Source organism: Neobacillus sp. SuZ13 (assembly GCF_030123365.1).
GTDB lineage: Bacteria > Bacillota > Bacilli > Bacillales > Cytobacillaceae > Neobacillus.
Genome location: NZ_CP126107.1, coordinates 3,867,501 through 3,888,040, shown reverse-complemented (window position 1 = coordinate 3,888,040; position 20,540 = coordinate 3,867,501). Strand labels below are relative to the sequence as shown.

Below are 20,540 nucleotides of genomic sequence, written 5' to 3'. Positions count from 1 at the left end.
AAAAAACTAATTCTTCCCTTAGTCCATTTTAAGATGCAATGGATTTAGAGAAAAAACAATGTCCAAGAAGTTGTATAAATTAATGGATCTTTATCAATTAGCGGGCACAAATTATTGACGATTTAGCTTAACCTGGAAATCTAGTGGTTGTACAATCAAAAAGTCAGATATGATATTATTTGCTTTTTTCGGACAAACTCTTAGGAAAAAGGAAAGGCTGGGACCAAAGTTTGAGTAACAGATTTAAATATTACATTCTTATTCTAATAATGGTGCTTGTTCCTTCTGTTCCCTCTATAAAAGTGAACGCAGACATGTACGGCCACGAAAAAATGGTCCAACAGATGAATCAACTAATCAATAACGATCCATCATTAAAAGGGGCCATTGCTGGGGTTAGTATCCGTTCCGCAAAAGATGGAAAAATCATTTATGCCCAACAAGGGGATGTCCGTTTACGGCCCGCTTCCAACATGAAACTATTAACTGCGGCAGCGGCCCTTAATGTGCTAGGTGAAGACTACACTTTTACAACGGAAATACATACAGATGGTCCGATAAAGAAGAAGACACTTCATGGGAATCTATATATAAAAGGGAAAGGTGATCCAACCTTATTGAAATCTGATTTTGATCAAATGGCTGAAGTAGTTCAAAAGCGTGGTATTAAAAAAATAAGCGGTAATCTTATTGGGGATGATACTTGGTATGATGATGTCCGTTATTCACTCGATTTACCCTGGAGTGACGAAACCACCCATTATGGGGCACAGATTTCGGCATTAACGGCATCTCCAACCAAAGACTATGATGCTGGATCTGTCAAAGTACTCGTCCAACCTGCAGCGAGAAAAGGGGAGAAGCCAAGCGTGAAAATGACCCCGAAAACCAGTTATCTAAAAATCATCAATAAAGCCGTCACCGGCGCAGAGGAAAGTAAAAAGAATATTACGATTGAGCGGGTACACGCAAAAAATACCATCACCATCAAAGGAACAATCCCAATCAAGGCAAAACCGGAACAGGACTGGATCGGTGTCTGGGATCCAACAAGATTTTCTATGTCCCTATTAAAACAATCGTTAACAGAACACGGAATTCAAGTGACAGGAAAACTAAAAACAGGAATGGTTCCTGATACCGCAAAAATGTTAACAACCCATCATTCCATACCATTATCTGAGCTGCTGGTTCCTTTTATGAAACTGAGCAACAACGTCCATGCGGAAATATTAATTAAGGAAATGGGCAAGGTTGTGAAGGGAAAAGGGAGTTGGGAAAACGGACTGAAAGTATTAAATTCAGAATTAGTCAAATTTGGGGTTAACCCCAAAACATTGGTCCTTCGGGACGCGTCCGGCGTATCACATGTCAATCTGATTCCAGCAAACCAACTAACGCAACTGTTGTTTACTGTGCAGAAAGAAAAGTGGTTTTCGAGCTATCTTCATTCATTACCAGTCGCTGGGGCACCTGAAAAGATGGAAGGCGGCACCTTAAGAAATCGTTTAAAAGATCCTCTTGTCAGAGGAAAGGTAAAGGCAAAAACAGGAACCATCTCTACGGTAAGTTCCATATCAGGCTACGTGAAAACCAAAAGTGGACAAACATTAATCTTTTCGATTCTCTTAAATAACCTACTTGAAGATACTAAAGGGAAAAAGGTAGAGGATCGTATGCTAACTATAATAGCCAATCAATAATCCACCTAATTCGAATAGAATGGTCATGCTCAACAAATCCTATTCGTAAAAAGTACGGATGGAGACTAGTGATGATCTATGGCAGTCATGTTAGCATTAGAAACGGATATTTAGGAGCAGCAAAACAAGCGGTTGCAAACGGTGCATCCGCTTTTCAATATTTTCCGAAAAACCCGAGAAGCCTTTCCATTAAGGATTTCGACCATGAAGATGCGAAAAACTGCAATGAATTTTGCCAAAACCATCAGCTGCAATCTATAGCACACACACCATATTCTACAAGTTTAACACCATCAGAAGACAAGCAGGATCTAACAATCGCATCACTTCTCAATGATTTACAAATTGCCAATGCCTGTGGGTCCATTGGGGTTGTGGTCCATTATGGAAGCCAAATTAGCCTAACTGACCCACTAGCAAGTTATCATTTAATGCTTGCGATGTTAAATGGCGTTCTGAGTCAGTGGGATGGAAACTGTTTGATTTTGTTAGAGAATAATGCTGGTACAAAAGGAGCGTTAGGAACAACATTCGAAGAACTGGTCCAAATTAGAAATCTATGTGAATACCCAGATAAAATCGGCTTTTGCCTCGATACCTGCCATGCCTTTGCGAGCGGCCTTTGGACAGGGAAAAATTCAGGTGAACTGCTCGAAAAAGGGGAAAGTTTAGGATATTTTGCCGAGTTAAAGGCCATTCATTTAAATAACTCGAAATACCCAACAGGCTCAAAAAAAGACCGGCACGCAAACATTTTCCACACTAATGGCCTGATCCAAGCCCATCAAATAAAGGAACTAATTACATCGCCTGTTTTTAAGGGAATTCCTTTAGTCCTAGAAACTCCTGATGATGAAGGGTTATCTCATAGAGAAGAAATAGAAATGCTCAAGCAAAAGTGGGGGGAATAATTTCTTGAAAATTTGAAGTATTAATTTTACTATTAATATAATGATAAAGAGTTTCCATGGGAGAGCAAAAGAATATGAATAAAAAACAAGGACAACTTCTTTCGGAACGTTTTGAAGTAGCTTTTAACCAAGTACACGATGCATTGCGGGATATCGTTCAAATAAATGATGATAGGTTCGTCGTCCTCGTGAAGGTTGGCGCCAAAAAATATCAAATGATTGAAACGTATAAAAAAGACTTAGAGCAATATGCTCGGCTTCGTAACGCCATTGTGCACGAGAAAATGGAAATTGGATTTTATATTGCAGAGCCTAACGCAAAGGTTGTTTCTCATATTGAAAAAATAGCTAATGTGTTTAGCCGTCCTAATTATGCGCTGTCGATTGCTACAAAGAAAGTGGTGTTCTTTGATTATCACGACAGTATCTTAAAAGTAACCGCCGCAATTAAACAGTACGGTTATTCTAAGTTTCCGGTTTATAAAAACAAAAAATGTATGGGCTTACTTACATCAAGTTCGATTGTGAAATGGATGGCGCAAAATATGGAAAGCGGTCTTGTCAATCTTGCCAACATTCATGTATCAGATATCATGAATTATGAGAAAGAATACCCAATCGAAATCCTCTCAAAAGAGATTAATATTTTTGAGGTTGAAAATATTTTTGAAAAAGCACATAAGAAAAAGCGCAAGATAGAAGGAATAATCATCACTGAAAATGGCAAAGTGGACGAGACGCCCCTGGGCATGATTACTGCTTGGGATCTAATTCAAATTGATTACACAGTGGAGTGAATAGAATTCATCCTAATGATCAATAAATTCAATTGAAATCGGAAAAACTGTAATAGATGGAATCCCCACAGAAAGGGCAGGGTGAATTTATGCGGAATTATCGATTTCTCATCAATGATCAATTTCAAGCCAACAGCATTGCGGAAGACTTAAGAGTACAATTGGACATTAACCGTTTTAATGACGTAAATATTTTGTCGGTTGATAATCGCAATGAAGTGCTAGTCCAAATTTTTGAATCCAATGGGGCAGCACAAGAAGCGGTTGAAACCTTTATGCAAGATTACCATAAAGGGATAGTGATGGAATAACCAGCAAAGTTCTCCTGTCTTGGAGAGCTTTTATTTTGCATTCAATAACGAGCACACCTCGTAGGCATGCTCGTAGCTATAAGCTGATTTTGCTAAAATTCAAACTCGCTTAATTGATCCATATGTGAGGCGATCATAGCGATAATTGTTGATGCTTCTTCTTTGCTAAAAATGAAATGGGACTCATCTTTGATTAATTCATCGTCTGTGGTCCAGATCCGGTTGACACGTTTGAGGACACCGTCGCCAGTGGCTTGGACCAATCCGAATTGATAAGTTACTTCCACCTCGTCTTCATGTTTAAAGGCTGTTACCTCCGGTGTCGACCAGTCAACATCAATTTCCTCAAAAATGTCGTCACTGTTTACTTGTTCGGCTTCATAATACTCTTCTTCCTCATCATCCACATAGACGGTTTCGATTTCCTCATCCTCATCATCATCATAGACCTCGGAAGTCTGAAGATAGACCCCATCATCTGTATAGTGGTCATCGCCGTTCATGTAATCATGTAAACTGGCGTGAACTTCCTCTACAATGTCTTCTATGTCTGAAAGGATGACCTTCGCCGTATGTCCGGTGTCCACATCGAAGGTATCGATGTAAAATTCCTCATTTTGAGGATCAAAGAACAATGAGCAGAAATAATCACGCTCCAGTTCTTCGGTATCAACATCTGCGGTATCGACATAAAACTCAATCCTCGGATGTTTGGCAGCTCTTTCAATTGTCATTTGACCAACCTGATCGTATTCTTCACAAATAGATTCCAGGTGTTCTTGCAGTTCTCCACATACTCTGTCAAACCATTCTAACGACATCAAACATCCATCCTTTCAATGTTTATCGAGGTTATTATTACCAAATATGAAGAATATATGTCTTTTCATATAACATTGAAGGAATAACAAACATGAAACTCGAACAGAGTGAGTATGTAGATATATTTTATAAAGTAATTGGACCAGAGTAAGGTAAAAACCTTTGAACATTGGTCGCCAACCAAGGATAAGGATTATTCTGAGTTGATAACAATTGAAAGGGAATCGGGCGGCGGCAAATCTTAGGGCACGCTGATTCATGATATTTTTGAAAAAGTAGTTCAAGGTCATGCTATTTCTAATTATATTAAGGTCGGTTTAAGCAAATATAAGCTTCCAATCGAAAGAGAAAAAGAAGTAAACACCTACCTAGAAAACTTTCGAAACTCACCGCTTTGGGATGAAATGCTGATGGCAGAGGAAGTGCTGACGGAGGTTCCCTTTACATTAAAAGTGGAAAGAGAGCATTCTCTTTATTCGTTAATCACAGCAAACCCTGCGGATAAGCATCCTTTCTTTTTGAAAGGAACAATTGATCTCATCTATAAAAAGAATGGGACATGGACAATTGTAGATTACAAAACGGACCGAGCTAAGCAGGTCGAAGACTACGAAAAGCTGCAGGCATTCTATCGAAGCCAACTATCCTTCTATAAGTATGCGTGGGAGGAGTTAACCGGAGAAATAGTAACCCGCGATCTTCTGTACTTTTTGGAGCCCAATAAAATAATAGCTAATTGAATAGTCCATATGAAAAAAGAAAATTCCACAGGTCTCAAACTTGTGGAATTTCTTTTGTAAAAATAGTCTTTAACCAGGCTATCTTATAAGTACTTTGCTATTTTTATATTCTTCTTCAGCTACTTTTTTTACTCTCTCACAAAATTGAACGACAATTTTGTCGCTTGCTAAGAATAAGAATAACTTGAGGAAGGCTTTTAGTGGTTTGTTTGTGCAGGTGTATTTAAAAAGAGTTTTTTGCTCATTGATGGCTTTTAATTCATACAAAGCGGTGATCTCAAACATTTTGGCAAGCGTAAAGCCAACCTTTAATTTCTTTTGTTCTGGAGTATTTTTAAATTCTAATGTTTCAACATCATACTCTTCGACACGTTTCCCTTCTCGATATTTCTGCCGATAGATGCTCCCGACACCTTCATTTGTCACTTTTACCGGTTGATGATCGACTACTTGAGGCATTATCTTTTGCATATCCTCTAATGAACCATCTAACAATCCCCAAACAATATCAATGGGAGCATGGATTTCAATTTCCTTTGACCACTCTTTCAACCAATATCACCTCGAGGTATTTTTTGATTAGTTTACTAATAATTCTCTTTTTAACAAGAAATATCCTTTTACTATACCATTTATGTCGAGAACGGGACTTTTTTCATGGAGATGGTGGTGTTCTTCCTATAAATCTCTGGAACCATAGGACAAAAATAAACATCATCGTGGGGACTATGTATTGAAGGAGGACAGTTTCATGGCCGTGTTCACTGATTTTAAGAATGTCACCCTCTGGAGTGCCTACTAGGCCTAAGAACAAATTTCACCTTGTTCTTAGGTAAATTCAACCAATTTTTCATTGAGCACTTTGGATTGGTTTTCATCCGTCTTGTGTTACTATATTTATTATTAGAATAAAAAGAGGTGTCGATATGAAAATTGAAGTTTGGTCTGATTATGTATGCCCGTTTTGTTATATAGGAAAACGCCGATTAGAAATGGCGCTAGATCAATTTCCTCATAAGGATCAAGTGGAAGTTGAATTCAAAAGCTTTGAGCTTGACCCAAATTCTCCTAAGAATATTGGTCAAAATATTCATGAAGTTTTAGCTGGGAAATATGGTATGAGTGTTGATCAAGCGAAACAAGCAAATCAAGGAGTTGGGCAGCAGGCGTCCACTGTGGGCTTAACATTTAATTTTGATGAAATGAAGCCGACTAATACATTTGATGCCCACCGTTTGGCTAAATATGCAGAGACACTAGGGAAAGAGGCTCTTGTCTCTGAAAAACTTCTTCGTGCTTATTTTACAGAATCGAAGCATATTGGGGATATAGATACACTTGCTGACATTGCAGAAGCATCAGGATTGGATCGTCAAGAAGTGTTAAATGTCCTAAATGATAAAAATGCGTTTGCGGCAGATGTCCGTCAGGATGAATCCCTTGCTCAGCAGTATGGTGTTCGCGGGGTACCGTACTTTGTCATTAATCAAAAATATGCAATTTCAGGTGCCCAACCGACAGAAACGTTTATGGGAGCGTTGCAAAAGGTCTGGGAAGAAGAGTCTCCGGTTCCAGTCCTGCAAGATCTTTCAACAGAGGAAGATGTTAGTTGTGCGGATGGGAATTGTGCTATTCCTGAGAAAAAGTAGAGGTTTATTCATAAGAATGGGAAAGGAAGACAAGTTCCTTTCCCATTTTCTATTAAAAAGAACTTATTAGCGGTTGCGGACTCTCAAATTCCACATGTTGCCGTCTTTCCAACAACGATTGATGATAGTATTGCTTCTTGAACCTCGACGCCATCCTGTCCATCTGCATCTAGAAGTTCTTCTTGAAGTACATCTTCTGGAAGTATTTCGGCGTGATGTATTTCGATTTCTCGAAGTGTTACGATTTCTGGATGTATTCCGATTTCTCGAAGTGTTACGATTTCTAGATGTATTCTGGTTTCTCGAAGTGTTACGATTTCTGGATGTATTACGTCTAGATGTGTTCATCCGTGATGTCATTTGCTGTCTGGATGTTCTGCGTCTAGATGTTCTTCTGCGTGTAGTGCGACGGTCTTGACTAGGATCACGGAACAAAAAGTCCCAAAAATCGCCTCGTCTTACTTCATCTGCGGCTCTTTGAATATCTTCAGCTGAAAAATCGCTCATTGTAACTTAGCACCTCCTTTAAGCTTGAAAAGGGAGCACATAACTAATTGACAAATTTGTCCAAGAAACTCACTCTTCTTCTACTAAATTACGTATGTACAGGTACATTTGAGTGAGAAAAAGGCCTATGAACGAAAAAAAAGCTGTCCAAAAGGGACCTCCTTCCTTCAATTCTCATACGAATATAGGAAGGAGGGATAGAAAAATGGACGAGACAGCACTACTACCGCAATACAAACTATTTATTAGACCAATCGACCTGCGGGAGTTGAAAAGGGACATTTGGATTGATGACCCAATTCCAGCCCAGTTAACGATTGAAGGGAAACGGCTCGATATCGATATTGCCTATCGAGGATCTCATATCCGTGATTTATCGAAAAAGTCTTACCAGGTTTCCTTCTATAAACCGAAAACATTCAGAGGTTCCAAACATATTCATTTGAATGCAGAATTTAAGGATCCTTCATTAATCAGAAACAAACTGTCATTTGATTTCTTTGCGGAGCTTGGTGTGTTATCACCAGAATCGCGTCATATCTTTCTGATTCAAAATGCAAGAGCAGAGGGGGTCTATTTGGAAATTGAGAGTGTTGATGAGAATTTCTTAAAAAGAAGGGACCTGCCAAAGGGGAGCATTTTTTATGCCGTGGATGGGGATGCCAACTTTTCACTGATGAGTGATCTGGACAAAGTAACTAAAAGATCCCTCCGATTGGGCTATGAAAGAAAAGTTGGTACGCCAGAAGATGATTATCATCTACAGGAATTTATCTTTAACATTAATACATTCTCAAAAAGTGAATTTGAAAAGGAGATTCATAAGTTTGTAGATATTGATAAATATCTCCGATGGGTGGCTGGTGTTATATTTACATCAAACTATGATGGTTTTGTTCATAACTATGCTCTTTATAGGAATAGTGAAACACGCCTTTTTGAGATTATACCGTGGGACTATGATGCGACATGGGGCCGAGATGTCAATGGAAAAATGATGGAGTCTGATTATGTTCCGTATGATGGCTTTAATACATTAACGGCGCGATTATTATATGTAGATACTTTTCGTAAGCAATATCAACTGCTCCTTAAGGAAATAATGGAGCAGCAATTTACAGTAGGACATATGATTCCGAAGGCAGAAAAACTGACAGAATTGATTCGTCCGTATGTTCTTCAGGATCCATATAAAAAACAAGATATAGATATTTTCGACCAGGAATTATCGGTCATCACGAAATATATCGAGGAAAGAAGAAAATACTTATCCAGGAAATTAGCAGCGCTAAGTTGAAATGTCCAGAGGAAAAGGAGCCATCTACTTAACTAGGTGGTTATTTTTATTTGGTTTGTAATTGGAAAAATAGGATTTCGTAGAGATTTGTCTAAATTTTAAACTATCTGTTATTTTTGGGAGTTATTCTCAATTTAATGTTATTAATGATGGCTCGGACCCATAATTTGATTATACAATAAATATTGTTGGAGAATTACAATGGAAATTTGATCAAAAGCCGAAAGGAGTATCTGAAGTAATGTCTAAGTCAGTTAAGATAGGAATCACGATCATAATCCTTCTAACAGTGATTCCTGTGTATTATATCTTCAGTCAACAAGATGAGGAAGGAAAAAACCCATCAACAAAGAATGTGAAGTTGGAACAAAAAGTTGCTAAAACAGTAGGAACAGAAATCGAGAGTGAAACAACTGGAACGAATGCATTGACTTCAGAAAGCCAAAATAGCCCAACATTAGAATTAAGCGAACAAGCTATAAAACAGGAAATTAGTAAAGAAGTGCAAGAAACAGCGAAAACGACAGTTGAAGAAGAAAAAGAAGAAGTGCGAAATGACTTCATAGTGGTCATTGATCCAGGACACCAACGACGGGCTAACCTGGGACAGGAGCCTGTAGGACCTGGTGCGTCAGAAACCAAAATTAAAGTAACGGGTGGAACGGCTGGAGTTGCCACAGGGAAGCCAGAGTACAAATTAACGTTAGAGGCCTCACTAATTTTAGGCAAATTGCTTGAAAAAAGAGGAGTAAAAGTCATTTACACTCGAACAACCCATGATGTGAATTTGAGTAATAAAGAAAGAGCCGAAATTGCTAATCAAAATCACGCCGACTTATTTGTGCGGATTCATGCCGATGGATCAACCAATCGGAATGTTAAAGGTCTTTCTGTCTTAACCCCTTCTGAGGATGATCAATATACAAAGGCTATTTATCAAGATAGTCTAAAGGCTTCCCAGCTTATACTTGATGAAACTAAAAAAAATCCAGCTGTAAAAGTAAATGGGATTTCGTATCGTGGTGACCTATCAGGCTTTAATTGGTCGAAAGTGCCTAGTACGTTAATTGAAATGGGTTTTATGAGCAATCCAAGCGAAGACAAGCACTTGTCCGACACTAGCTATCTTACCAACTTACTCACCAGCATTTCCGATGGTATTATAAACTACTCAAACAGTAATAAATAGTTGTTAGTAAAAGGGTGTCAGGCGCTATTGGTGCTTGACACCCTTGTTTTGCTATTAGGTTCAATCTCTTTGTAAGGTAAAGTCAGCTGCAACATAATCAATTTTCCGTTTCGATGTTGACTAAGTCAACAGGAGGGGATAGGATGACACGCAACTAAACGGATCATTGAAAAATTTTGTGAACAGGAGAAGAAACGATTGAAAATGAATTAAGGAGGAGTTGTTAATGGCAATGTAGCTTAGGAGGTTGATCCAAGCTATTTTTTACTTAAGGGGATAAAAAATTTTTTGTCCTTAAAACCATTGAATAAAAATACATATTGTTGTATATTTATAAATAATTATTACAAAAGGAGATACAGAATGGATATTTACCATGCAGTGACAAGTGATGTTAAAGATATTTATGATTTAATCCAAATTTTTGCTGAAAAAGGAATCGTATTGCCTCGTACGTATTTATCACTCTATCAACATTTACAATGTTTGTATGTTATGAAAGAGGATAATAATATACTAGGGGTTGCAGGATTACATGTTTTAGGACAGGACCTGGCAGAGATACGATCTTTGGTTGTTTCTCCCGATTATGCTGGAAAAGGTATTGGTCGCACATTAGTTAATCGTATTATAAGTGATGCACCGAAACTTGGAATTAGCCGTGTAATGTCTTTCACATACGAAACAGAGTTTTTCAAAAAATGTGGCTTTAAGATCGTAGCAAAGGAGACTTTGCCTGAAAAAGTATGGGTGGATTGTATGAATTGTCCTAAGTTGGATTGCTGTGATGAAGTCGCAATGATTAAGTATGTTGGTTAAGGTGTCAGATAGGTTGCATACAGTGATAATAAACTTGGCAGTTTACAAGAGAAATAGGAATGGCGCCATAATGTGGTGCCATTTTATTCGTTGTGTAGGAAATGATAAATTCTAGATTTGTAATTACAATACGACGTACGAGAAAAGACCCAAGTAAATAATCGCCACTTGGGACGTGATTTAAGTCGAGTTACCTATTTTGTTGAAAGATAAGAAAGTATAAAATTTTGACTTTGAGAATTGTCCAGCGCCAGCGCCTATCCTTGGCTCAATACAGCCATTTAAATCGATTATTCTATAAGATGATTAATGGTCTGTTCTCTTATCCATTGTTGTTCCTTAAATAATCGGAAGTCAAAGGCCATTTGGAATAGACCAGTCAGACGATATTAGAAGAAGTCAATTTTTTTGAGTTTCTTGAGTGCTTCCACATAAGAAGAAAGACCAAGCTAACTTGAAAGCAAAATTTGAAAATGTAAGCGTTTTCTATTATAATAGATAATGGGTTGGATGGCATGCGTGGCCGTCAGCGTATCTGGCGTAGGTGGGGCCGATACTAGGGACAGATGTAAATTTGTCTTTGTGGTTATATACTTAACATCATTCCTTAAATCATGTGGAAATCAAGACTGAAAGAAAATTATAAGAAAAACTTGAAGAAGGTCCAGTAAAAAGAACTGGAGCATTAGGATCAATAACTTCTTTTTATACTTGGGATCCAGATTGTGATCTAGTAGAAATTTCTAACTATTAAAATTTTATTTGCTTTTAATTAAATTTACGGGTGCGATGCTTGAAAAACAAGAGCATCACTTTCCTTGTTCAACAAACGGGCGCCATTGCTGAACAATGAGCAGTCGCTTTTTTACTAGTCGGATCTGAATAGTTCTATAATAATTGGATGTAAATAATTAAAAAACCCAGCTAATCTTCTCATGTGAAGGTAGCTGGGTTTTAAAGTTGTATGTGCAAAATAGCACTTAAAAAAGGTACAAAATAAATCCTAAAGTGACAACCTTGTCCAAAAGTAACTTCCAAAAGTGTCATAACTTAAGATTTATAGATAAATTTCAAGTTATCTGAAATTTTGCACCAGGACCTTAAATTTATAGTTTTCCTAACAATCGACATTATCTCTTGAAATGTGTTATACAATTTACGGTTGACAAACTAAATGTGATATACTATTATAATATCAAAGAATATAAATCGCTTACATTTTAAGAGGTTAAAAGTGTCTATCTTATAAAATTCAAACAAAGGGGTTTTTCTAATGGGAACTATCATTTGCCAAATTTGCAATAACACAATTGATCATTTTGAGAATGAGAAAGTATCAACTTTGTACGGACAATGCACTTGCTGTGATAAAAAACAAAAGAAGGCTTCTAAATAATTCAAGATAAATCAATACTATAAAATCCGTCCTCAAATGTTGAGAACGGTTTTTATAGTTAATAAATCATCAATATATGGTGTTTTTTCTCAGGATAATAACCAAATATGTAACTAAAAAAGTAACAAAACCCCTTTTTCTTCAGATAACTTTTTAAAAAGGGTTTGTCTACACTCTGAGATTTCCTTAAAAAGGAAATCTGTTTTTTATGCTATAAAAGACATACTTCCATTCATGGTAATACAGTTTTTTCTTCAACAATCTATTTGACCCTACCTCAACTCCCTTATGTTATTATCTTTAATCATTTAAACTTCATTTTAAATCCTAACCCTCATATACTTGAATAAACCGCTGGTTTAGTTGATGCGGTGAACCGTATCACAAGTGAGATGGACTTTTTTAAGAGAGCACTAAGAGATTCGAAAATGATCCTCAAGGTACCCTCCAACTAAATATGGACTGCGCTAAAATTTTTTTCAAAGATAAGTTGGAACGTCTCAATCTACTCCTGCAACCATCGTATTTACAACAGCATAAAAACTTTATTTGAGCAGTTTTCGGTTGTACCGCAAACCATTATTGCATACTTTATCTTGTACAGTGTTTTATGGATGCCGCTGGATGTGTTTCATACCCCTTTTTGGAAAAGGGCCTTATTTGAAACTTTTATTCTGGTGATGATTGCGATACCGAACTTAAGCCTTCAAGTGGCCAATGAAATGAGGCTGATCGAGAAGGAATCATTTATCGAAGCTTCAAGAACACTTGGAGCGGGTAAAACACGGATCTTTTTTAAACATATTGTCCCGCATGTCTGTGAAAAGTCGATTCTACTATTTGGTCAGCAATTTATTCAATGCTTACAACTGCTTGCTCATCTTGGATTTATGAAGCTTTTTTTGGAGGAACACATTATCCGGATCAAGATACACCGCCACGGACGATTTCTTATGAATGGTCTGGTGTGATTGGCGGAGATATCAGTTATTTATATACACAACCATGGATTGTACTCGTACCCATTGGCTTCTTTATTATTACTGCCATTTGTGTTTCTTTGATAAATTCATCAGTCGCTGACTTCTTTAAAAACAAAACAATAAATCAAGTTCGAAAAATAAATGAAACTTAGAGGTGGGAAAGAATGCTGCGGAAGGTGATTATGGTTACAGATACTGAAGAAAGTGTGAAAAATGCAATAAGAGAAATCTTAAAATCAAAAAATAAAGGACATGAGTATGCACTAGATTTAACCAGAATCAAGGATAAGGAACGTAAAACAGCCATCATGAAGAGGTTAACGAGTTTCTAATGAGAAAAGGGTTGCTTTTTAGAATATTTCCTTGAATAAAATATGCAGCTCTAGAGAGCATATGCGAAATGCATATGTTTTTTTTTATTTTTAGATAGCTAAGGGGGGAATTAAACAGTCAAAACTTCCACTAATTAGCCTATTTTTCATTATTACCATAAAGTCCATATCGCCTGCTTCTTATTATCATATAATTACAAGAAAACTACTTTAACTGGAGTTGAGGTGTTCTAATGAGTGAAAATGTGTTAGTGATTGCCGCTCATCCTGATGATGAGATTCTTGGGAGCGGAGGAACCATTAAGAAGTTAATTAATCATGGCTATAAAGTCATTACTGTGATTGCTGTTAAGGGGCGGAAGGAAGAGGAGCATCATATACAACAATTCATGCTGAAGGCAAATAAACACTTAGGAGTAGATGAGGTCCTTTTTCTGGAATTACCAAATTTATTGCTGGAAACAATCCCGCTTGTTGAAATTAACAAATCCATTGAGAACCTGCTGGACAAGTATAGTCCCGCTATGATATTCACCCATCATTATGGTGATACCAACCGTGACCACCAAATATTGTTTCAGGCCGTGTTAACTGCTGCTCGTCCATTGCCGGGAAAAAAGCCGGTTGAGATACTTTGTTTTGAAACCGTTTCTTCAAGTGAATGGAGTCAGCATACAAACGACAAAGAATTCAAACCCAATTATTTTGTGGATATTACGGATACCATCGACGACAAAATCAAATCTCTTCAATATTATGATGTTGAAATGAGACCATTCCCACATCCACGTTCCTATGATGGTGTGAGATATTTGGCGCGCGTCAGAGGAATGACGGTTGGGGTTGAATACGGGGAAGCATTTGAAATCATTAGGAGGGTATGGAAATGATAAATCAGCAACCCAATGACCAACCTAATATGCCGACCATTTTTCCTCATTTAATTTCTTCATTGGATCAATATTATGGGGTCGATCAACCTTTTGAACAAAAACAAGTAAAAAAAAGAAAGCAAATCCATACATCTGCAATTCAAAACAAAAAATTAAAGATATTAATCACAACATTTTGGGAATTTCCATTGATAGGTGGCTTGCAGCACTATATCAATGCCCTTAAAAACGGTTTGGAAAATATAGGACATAGTGTCGATATAATAGCATTAAACTCTTTTCCGTCAGAGGAAATGAAAGCATTACGCGATCGATATTCTGAGGAATACAAGCAATTTTTTCTCAATCGTTATGGCAGCTTTAATGAAAAAATTCTACACAATATCAGCAAATTATCCAGTTATTATACAATGCTAGAAAATTTTGATCTGTCTCAATACGATATTATCCACCCACAAGATCGATACACAGCTAATGTGCTAGGAATCCTAAACCAAACTTTTCAAAAACCGCTTCTTTTTACACCTCACGGATTTATGACCCAAAACAGACTAAAGTTTAACTTAATTGAAAAAGGATCGGTTGAGGAATTCTATTTTTGGGCCGTTGACAGACAGGCCATAAAAAATGCCAATCAAGTAATCGTCCTTTGCGATATCTTTCGCCCAATTCTAGGAAATTTAGGTGCAAGAGATAATAAAATAACCACTATTTATACAGGGATTGATTTTGGTGTTGAGGATTTTCAGAAGAAAAGCAGGAATAAAACGGTCATAACTTGTATCGCACGACTTCGTCCTCGGAAAGGCCATAAGTATTTATTTAAAGCTTTGGCTCTTATAAAAGACCAGATGAAAAATGTAGAAGTGCGGATTGTAGGCGATGGTGAAATGAGAAAGAAACTTGAAAAACAGGTTAGTGAATTGAGATTAAAAAATGTTTCCTTTTTAGGGAGTAGAAAAGACATACCAAAATTGCTAAGTGAATCAGACATTTTTGTTCTCCCAACCACAAGTGATACGCTGCCAATTTCTATTATCGAAGCAATGTTTAGCAATCAGGCAATTCTTACAACCAATTGTGGCGGCATCCCGGAGATTATTAAAGATAGTTATTCAGGATTTATCGTTGAACCGGCTAACTACAAGCAACTTGCAGACAAGTTATTGCTTCTTTTACAAAAAAAATCATTAAGGGAAGAATTAGCACGAAATGCCTATACATTTGCACAACAAAATTTAACCGTTAATAAAATGGTTCGAAAAATTGAAGAAGTTTATCAATCATTATTATGAAAGGAGGAAAAAAGCATGCGACATGATATTCCAGCTGTTGTTCTTGATTTAAGTGCTACCGGGATAGGAATTGTGAGGAGTTTAGCGAAAAAAGGAATAAAAGTATATGCCTTTGATACAAGAGGTAAATATGAAATTGGTAAAACTCGTTTTGCCGACTGTGGGATTTGTCCGAATCCAGTTAGTGAGGGACCTGCATTAATTTTATTTCTTACCAGGCTGGCACAAAAATTAGGACAAAAGGCAGTCTTGTACGCAGGTTCTGATGACTTTGTTCAGTTTATTTCAAAAAATAGATTTGTCCTTTCCCACTATTATAGATTTCTCTTACCAAAACACACACTGGTTGAAGCGGTATTGGATAAAAGACTAACATACGAATTGGCCCTGAAATCAAATGTACCATGCCCAAAAACATTCGCTATTAATAACGAAGAGCAGTTCGAGGAAATTATTGAGCAAGTTACCTTTCCTTGCATTTTAAAACCAGTTTATTCCTCCCATTTTCGCACAAATATCGATCATAGACTCTATAAAAAAGCGATCGTTGTTGAAGAGCCTTCCAAATTGAGAGAGGAGTACCATTTTTATCGCCCATTCGGTGAACTCATGATCCAGGAAGTCATCCCTGGTAATGAGGATTGCATTTATTCTGTGAAAACATTTTTTGATGAAAATATGAATTTAGTTGGCTTGTGGATGAATCAAAAATTACATCAATTTCCCCCACATTTTGGATCTACAGCACTTGCCCTTAGTATTAGGGACGAAGAAGTTATTCAACTCGCTACGACATTCCTAAAAGATATTCAATTCAAAGGCTTAGCTATTGCCGAGTTTAAACGCGACCCAAGAGATGGGAAGCTGAAATTTATTGAAATCAATTCAAGAATCGGATTAACTCAAGCGTTATCGAGTGCTTGTGGGGTTAATTTGGCTCACTTGTATTATTTATCCCTTACCGGGCAAAACCCTTCACCTGTGACACAGCAGAAAGAAGGGGTCAAATGGGTTTACTTTGTTCGCGATTTTCTATCCTTTCGTCAAAAACAAAAAACTGGGGAAATGAAATTCATTGAGTGGATAAAGAGCTTATCTGGAAAAAAAGTTGAAGCTCTCTTTGCTTGGAATGACCCACTACCATTTGTTCGAAGTTTTGTTTCCCATTTACGAAATTTATGGGGAAGAAAGTAATAAATAATTAAAGAAGGAGGAACTTTCTATTTGAATAGTTTAGAAGAAGTTTTAAGCTGTTGGAAACAATATGATTGGGAAGAAAAGCTAAAAAAAGTCTTTAAAAAAAACGTAAAATTAGTAGATGAAAGAATTGAATGTCTCAAAAATACTCGTGAAAAGACAAGTATTTGGAAGTTGACTCTATCCGATGGGCAGGAGTTCATTCCCATCGTGCTTAAAATTTACAAACAGCCGCTGAAAGAAAATCATCGGTTGGAAATCAATATGTATCAAAAAGCCTATAATATTTATCAAGAGTTTATGCCGAAATTGTATTTGTTGGAACCGAACGTTAATGGGAATGAGACATGGATGTTTACTGAATGTTTGCAGCCATTACGCGGACAAATAAAATTAGCTCCAAAACATTTGGAACAAATTATCCCCACGGTGGCCAAATTTCATGCCATAACATTTGATAAACGATTTTTGCAGCATGCGGATCTATTTGACTCTTCTCTTCCGTTTTTTGATTCTGAGGAAAAGGTAAAGGAACGGACTAAAGGAATCAAAAAGGCAAAGGAAAACCTGGATCTGGCAATGAAAGATCCTAACTTAAAAGAATTGGTAGCTCCAAGGTATAAGATGATCAAAAAAATATTAAAAAAAGGGCCAAATTTTTTTCCGGAAATTACTGAAACCGGACAATGTCTCATCCATGGCGATCTCCATGTCCACAATATTTGCTGTGAAATTGCCAATGATGGAGTAGAGAATTGGAAAGTTACTTTAATTGATTGGGAGTCTGCGAAGCATTATCCATGCTGGTATGATTTGGCCGTTCTTGTTGAATTATTAATAGATTTTCGCTCAGATTGGCAGAAGAGTGAAGAAGAGATTAGAAGAAAATGTGTGCAAGTTTATTGTCAGGAAATGTTAAAATATGGAATAACCTTCAAAGAAGATCCACTAAATCTTCTTAAAAAAGCCTATTTACAGAGAACGCTTGAAAAAAAGCTCTCTAGTCATTTGCAAAAGGTGTTGGATGGAGGAAAGAGCACACTCCTCAAGAGATACCTCGAGAAAATAGAGGTTTGGGGCAAAGAACTGGGATTATATTAGTGAAGATCTCAAAGTCTAAATAAGGATTTATACATGAAAGGAGATTGTTGAGATGAAGGTGCTCGTTACTGGGGGAGCTGGATTCATTGGTTCGCATGTTGTCGATTTATTAATTCAATCCGGTTATGAACCGATCGTAGTAGATAATTTACAGTCTGGTAATAGAAAATTTGTCCCTCCAAACGTTCGATTCTTTAAAATGGACATCTCTTCGCCCCAAATAGAGGAGGTTTTTGCCAGAGAAAAACCGGATGTGGTGATCCATTTGGCGGCACAAGTAGATGTTGCCTACTCGGTAAAAAAACCAGTCGAGGATGCTAACCAAAATATTCTGGGAACGATTCGTTTGCTAGCATGCTCTCAAAAGTTTAATGTAAAAAAATTCATTTTTTCTTCGTCTTGTGCTGTTTATGGGGAAAAAGATGATTGTAGTATAAAGGAAACATTCCCCGTTCAGCCTCAATCCTTTTATGGAATTAGCAAACATTCTTCAGAACTATACATTCAGACCTTTCATCAACTTTTTCAACTTCCATACACGATTCTTAGATATGCGAATGTTTATGGACCGCGCCAATCTTCTATTGGAGAAGGCGGGGTCATCTCGATCTTTTTTAAAAAAGTGCTTAATGGTGATGCCCCATATATATTTGGAGACGGAGAACAAACAAGAGATTTTGTGTTTGTGAAAGATGTCGCGCGTGCCAATGTATTATCCATTGAAAAGGGGGCAAATGGTATTTTCAATATCGGCACTAATTCTAAAACAAGCATTAACCAACTATTTCAAATAATTACTTCACTAACTAATAGTAAACTATCACCCATCCCTATGCCTGAACGCGAAGGGGATATTCGTTATAGTCGATTGGATAATACCGAAGCTGTGAATCTTTTGTCGTGGAAACCTGACTTTGATTTGCAAACAGGATTAAATGAAACATTAAACTATTATAAAAGGATGTTGAAAGACAAATGAAATTAAAGGAGATTAGAAATGAATGATTTTGATAAAATAGCAGCCAAAAATAAGGGCAAAATTACAATACAAGATTTGAACGGTTTTACAATGCTTGGGAAAGGTGCAGATGGGTCCGTCTTTCAATTGTCACCTGAGAAATGTGTCAAAGTATATGTTAATGAAGACAATCAAAAAAAGGAGTTATATGCTCTACAAATAGGACAGTCAAGTTCCGTTATCCCCCGTCTCTATGAATATGGATCCAATTATATTGTAATGGAATTAGTGAATGGTGGTAATCTTAAAGCCTACTTAAAAAAAGAGAAGCAACTACCCAAACTAATCGCAATGAAGATATTATTCATGCTAGCAGAATTACAAAAGGTTGGTTTTACTAGACTTGACACCGAGGTTCGCCACATTTTTTTTAATGAGCTGGGAGAAATTAAAGTAATCGATCACAAAAGGGCAATGACTACTGTAAGGTCTGTCCCGACAAAATTATTCACTGGATTAAAAAAACTTGGCTATTTAGATCAGTTCTTAGGACATGTTAAGGAATTACACCCATCCATATATGAGCAATGGAAAAAGATTAAGTTAATATAAAAATAAAAAGGACATTAGGGCTGTTGTGGTTTGTGAATCACAGCCCTTTTTAATTAGTTGGAAAAATTTATCATTGAACTTTGGATAACTTACATGGTACTATAAGAAAGTTCTCTTCGAGCGTGTAAACATTTTCGAACAATTAACACTTTTAATTTTAAAAAATGTTGACTTATTTGCGAGAGTTACAGTATAATATTTTTTGTCGCTTCATAAGGGAGTGAGTTTGTTCTTTGAAAACTAAACAAACAAAATCGTGCAAACAAACTATAAATTTTAGTTTCTATTTTTGAAACTATGCCAACGTAATATTTATGAGCTAATCAACTTTCTTGGAGAGTTTGATCCTGGCTCAGGACGAACGCTGGCGGCGTGCCTAATACATGCAAGTCGAGCGAGACTCTTCGGAGTCTAGCGGCGGACGGGTGAGTAACACGTGGGCAACCTGCCTGTAAGACTGGGATAACACCGGGAAACCGGTGCTAATACCGGATAATCCTTTTCCTCTCATGAGGAAAAGCTGAAAGTCGGTTTCGGCTGACACTTACAGATGGGCCCGCGGCGCATTAGCTAGTTGGTGAGGTAACGGCTCACCAAGGCGACGATGCGTAGCCGACCTGAGAGGGTGATCGGCCACACTGGGACTGAGACACGGCCCAGACTCCTACGGGAGGCAGCAGTAGGGAATCTTCCACAATGGACGAAAGTCTGATGGAGCAACGCCGCGTGAGCGATGAAGGCCTTCGGGTCGTAAAGCTCTGTTGTTAGGGAAGAACAAGTACCGGAGTAACTGCCGGTACCTTGACGGTACCTAACCAGAAAGCCACGGCTAACTACGTGCCAGCAGCCGCGGTAATACGTAGGTGGCAAGCGTTGTCCGGAATTATTGGGCGTAAAGCGCGCGCAGGCGGTCCTTTAAGTCTGATGTGAAAGCCCACGGCTCAACCGTGGAGGGTCATTGGAAACTGGGGGACTTGAGTGCAGAAGAGGAAAGCGGAATTCCACGTGTAGCGGTGAAATGCGTAGAG

The 20,540-nt window shown here is 37.5% G+C and carries 21 protein-coding genes, 1 rRNA gene and 2 pseudogenes (1 of these 24 only partly in view); 21 read left to right on the top strand and 3 right to left on the bottom strand.

Annotation, left to right across the window (positions count from 1 at the left end; all coding sequences use genetic code 11):
* The first annotated feature begins 230 nt into the window (after positions 1-230).
* From dacB to QNH17_RS19015, 4 genes are all read left to right on the top strand, one after another.
* Entirely contained in the window at positions 231-1,703 is a 1,473-nt protein-coding gene (dacB, locus tag QNH17_RS19030) for a D-alanyl-D-alanine carboxypeptidase/D-alanyl-D-alanine endopeptidase (RefSeq protein ID WP_481858535.1), read from the top strand.
* 71 nt (positions 1,704-1,774) lie between these two features.
* Positions 1,775-2,614, top strand: coding sequence for a deoxyribonuclease IV (locus tag QNH17_RS19025; RefSeq protein ID WP_283879545.1), 840 nt, complete (start codon positions 1,775-1,777; stop codon positions 2,612-2,614).
* A gap of 74 nt (positions 2,615-2,688) precedes the next feature.
* Positions 2,689-3,411, top strand: coding sequence for a CBS domain-containing protein (locus tag QNH17_RS19020; protein WP_283874373.1), 723 nt, complete (start codon positions 2,689-2,691; stop codon positions 3,409-3,411).
* Positions 3,412-3,500: 89 nt separating this feature from the next.
* Positions 3,501-3,722 carry a hypothetical protein gene (locus QNH17_RS19015; RefSeq protein ID WP_283874371.1) on the top strand — a complete coding sequence of 74 codons (222 nt, stop codon included), beginning with the start codon at positions 3,501-3,503 and terminating at the stop codon, positions 3,720-3,722.
* A 92-nt stretch (positions 3,723-3,814) separates the two neighbouring features.
* Here QNH17_RS19015 and QNH17_RS19010 read toward each other — a convergent pair whose 3' ends face one another.
* The gene (locus tag QNH17_RS19010) at positions 3,815-4,543 is read right to left on the bottom strand and encodes a hypothetical protein (protein WP_283874369.1); all 729 of its coding nucleotides are present in this window, start codon (positions 4,541-4,543) and stop codon (positions 3,815-3,817) included.
* A 252-nt stretch (positions 4,544-4,795) separates the two neighbouring features.
* Here QNH17_RS19010 and QNH17_RS19005 point away from each other — a divergent pair, with 252 nt between their 5' ends.
* Entirely contained in the window at positions 4,796-5,284 is a 489-nt protein-coding gene (locus tag QNH17_RS19005) for a PD-(D/E)XK nuclease family protein (RefSeq protein ID WP_349632592.1), read from the top strand.
* Positions 5,285-5,362: 78 nt separating this feature from the next.
* On the opposite strand, the gene QNH17_RS19000 is transcribed toward QNH17_RS19005, so the two are convergent.
* Positions 5,363-5,836: an SRPBCC family protein gene (locus QNH17_RS19000; protein WP_283874365.1), complete on the bottom strand. Its 474-nt coding sequence runs from the start codon at positions 5,834-5,836 to the stop codon at positions 5,363-5,365.
* Between the two features lie 374 nt (positions 5,837-6,210).
* On the opposite strand from QNH17_RS19000, the gene QNH17_RS18995 reads away from it, so the two are divergent.
* Both QNH17_RS18995 and QNH17_RS18990 read left to right on the top strand, forming a co-directional pair.
* Complete coding sequence (locus tag QNH17_RS18995) at positions 6,211-6,933, top strand: DsbA family oxidoreductase (protein WP_283874363.1); 723 nt, start codon at positions 6,211-6,213, stop codon at positions 6,931-6,933.
* A gap of 130 nt (positions 6,934-7,063) precedes the next feature.
* The gene (locus QNH17_RS18990; protein WP_283874361.1) at positions 7,064-7,351 is read left to right on the top strand and encodes a hypothetical protein; all 288 of its coding nucleotides are present in this window, start codon (positions 7,064-7,066) and stop codon (positions 7,349-7,351) included.
* A 14-nt stretch (positions 7,352-7,365) separates the two neighbouring features.
* Here QNH17_RS18990 and QNH17_RS30065 read toward each other — a convergent pair.
* A pseudogene (locus QNH17_RS30065) lies at positions 7,366-7,440 on the bottom strand (CotG/ExsB N-terminal domain-containing protein); the annotation flags it as partial.
* A 205-nt stretch (positions 7,441-7,645) separates the two neighbouring features.
* On the opposite strand from QNH17_RS30065, the gene QNH17_RS18985 reads away from it, so the two are divergent.
* The 14 genes and pseudogenes from QNH17_RS18985 to QNH17_RS18920 form a co-directional block, all read left to right on the top strand.
* Positions 7,646-8,737, top strand: a complete 1,092-nt coding sequence (locus QNH17_RS18985) for a CotH kinase family protein (RefSeq protein WP_283874359.1) — start codon at positions 7,646-7,648, stop codon at positions 8,735-8,737.
* A 241-nt stretch (positions 8,738-8,978) separates the two neighbouring features.
* Positions 8,979-9,926 (top strand): N-acetylmuramoyl-L-alanine amidase family protein, encoded by a 948-nt coding sequence (locus tag QNH17_RS18980; RefSeq protein ID WP_283874358.1) that lies wholly within the window; start codon positions 8,979-8,981, stop codon positions 9,924-9,926.
* 363 nt (positions 9,927-10,289) lie between these two features.
* Positions 10,290-10,745 (top strand): N-acetyltransferase, encoded by a 456-nt coding sequence (locus QNH17_RS18975; RefSeq protein ID WP_026565582.1) that lies wholly within the window; start codon positions 10,290-10,292, stop codon positions 10,743-10,745.
* A 652-nt stretch (positions 10,746-11,397) separates the two neighbouring features.
* Positions 11,398-11,499: pseudogene (locus QNH17_RS18970) on the top strand (VOC family protein); the annotation flags it as partial.
* 519 nt (positions 11,500-12,018) lie between these two features.
* The gene (locus tag QNH17_RS18965; RefSeq protein ID WP_081825451.1) at positions 12,019-12,141 is read left to right on the top strand and encodes a GapA-binding peptide SR1P; all 123 of its coding nucleotides are present in this window, start codon (positions 12,019-12,021) and stop codon (positions 12,139-12,141) included.
* 455 nt (positions 12,142-12,596) lie between these two features.
* Positions 12,597-13,112 (top strand): ABC transporter permease subunit, encoded by a 516-nt coding sequence (locus tag QNH17_RS18960; protein WP_349632591.1) that lies wholly within the window; start codon positions 12,597-12,599, stop codon positions 13,110-13,112.
* 176 nt (positions 13,113-13,288) lie between these two features.
* Positions 13,289-13,456 (top strand): hypothetical protein, encoded by a 168-nt coding sequence (locus tag QNH17_RS18955; RefSeq protein ID WP_283874354.1) that lies wholly within the window; start codon positions 13,289-13,291, stop codon positions 13,454-13,456.
* Positions 13,457-13,689: 233 nt separating this feature from the next.
* Positions 13,690-14,346: a PIG-L deacetylase family protein gene (locus QNH17_RS18950; RefSeq protein ID WP_283874353.1), complete on the top strand. Its 657-nt coding sequence runs from the start codon at positions 13,690-13,692 to the stop codon at positions 14,344-14,346.
* Positions 14,343-15,644, top strand: coding sequence for a glycosyltransferase family 4 protein (locus QNH17_RS18945; protein ID WP_283874351.1), 1,302 nt, complete (start codon positions 14,343-14,345; stop codon positions 15,642-15,644). The genes QNH17_RS18950 and QNH17_RS18945 overlap by 4 nt, the downstream gene beginning before the upstream one ends.
* 15 nt (positions 15,645-15,659) lie before the next feature.
* Positions 15,660-16,838, top strand: coding sequence for a carboxylate--amine ligase (locus tag QNH17_RS18940; RefSeq protein ID WP_283874350.1), 1,179 nt, complete (start codon positions 15,660-15,662; stop codon positions 16,836-16,838).
* 30 nt (positions 16,839-16,868) lie between these two features.
* Positions 16,869-17,942, top strand: coding sequence for a phosphotransferase (locus QNH17_RS18935; protein WP_283874349.1), 1,074 nt, complete (start codon positions 16,869-16,871; stop codon positions 17,940-17,942).
* Positions 17,943-17,994: 52 nt separating this feature from the next.
* The gene (locus QNH17_RS18930; protein ID WP_283874348.1) at positions 17,995-18,921 is read left to right on the top strand and encodes an NAD-dependent epimerase/dehydratase family protein; all 927 of its coding nucleotides are present in this window, start codon (positions 17,995-17,997) and stop codon (positions 18,919-18,921) included.
* A gap of 18 nt (positions 18,922-18,939) precedes the next feature.
* Positions 18,940-19,512, top strand: coding sequence for a kinase (locus QNH17_RS18925; protein WP_283874347.1), 573 nt, complete (start codon positions 18,940-18,942; stop codon positions 19,510-19,512).
* Between the two features lie 329 nt (positions 19,513-19,841).
* Positions 19,842-20,540 (top strand): 16S ribosomal RNA (locus QNH17_RS18920) (it continues 839 nt past the right edge of the window).